Annotated in this window: 1 protein-coding gene; it reads right to left on the bottom strand. The window is 35.0% G+C overall.

Annotated elements, in window-relative coordinates; translation table 11 throughout:
* A partial coding sequence (locus V179_RS0105545) for a pseudouridine-5'-phosphate glycosidase (RefSeq protein WP_028390634.1) occupies nucleotides 1-824 on the bottom strand: 824 nt, incomplete at its 3' end.
* Nucleotides 825-911 lie beyond the last annotated feature (87 nt).

Here is a 911-nt window from a genome sequence, read left to right as displayed (position 1 = left end):
TTCGTTAAATCTTTTATTTTTCCAAGCAAGAATGGTGTACTATCTTTACCAATAATGTTGTTTTCTTCTGCTTCTTTGATTGCTTGAGCAATTATTCCATTGATATAGTCTTCATCCATAGCATGTTCTTTAGGAATTGGGTTAGCGATTACTGCTCCACCATTAAGGTTTAATTCCCATTTCGTTTTTAATGTTTCTGCAATTACGTCGATTGAATCCGTAGAGATATTTAATTTATGTTCACTACTTCTTGTGTAGAATGCTGGTAAAACTTCTGTTTCATATCCAATTACAGGAACCCCTTTTGTTTCAAGGTATTCAAGAGTAAGTCCTAAATCTAGGATTGATTTAGCTCCAGCACAAATGACAGCTACATCCGTTTGAGCTAATTCATCAAGGTCAGCAGAGATGTCCATCGTCGTTTCTGCACCTTTATGAACTCCACCAATACCACCAGTTACAAAGATTTTGATGTCTGCTAAATCTGCGCAAATCATTGTTGTTGCAACAGTCGTAGCACCAAGTTGTTTTGTAGCAACAATATGAGCTAAGTCACGTCTTGATACTTTAGCAACACCTGAACTTTTTCCGAATAATTCTAATTCCTCATCTGTTAAACCAATTTTAATTTTTCCATCAATGATGGCAATAGTTGCTGGAACAGCACCGTTATCACGAACAATTTGTTCAACTTCACGAGCCATTTTTACGTTTTGTGGATACGGCATACCGTGAGAAATAATAGTAGACTCTAATGCAACGATTGCTTTTCCTTCTGCTTTTGCTTGTTGTACCTCTTGTGATAATTCAATATAGTTTTTCATTTAAATTGCCTCCATATCTAAGATAAATTGTTTTTTTGATAATTCTTGTCTAACTGTATACTTTGACATAATCGTTTTATGGGCATT

The sequence above is a fragment of the Bacillus cihuensis genome (genome assembly GCF_000504145.1).
Lineage (GTDB): Bacteria > Bacillota > Bacilli > Bacillales > DSM-1321 > Peribacillus > Peribacillus huizhouensis.
The sequence above is the reverse complement of the archived record's forward strand: the minus strand, read 5'-3'. Positions and strand labels throughout refer to the sequence as shown.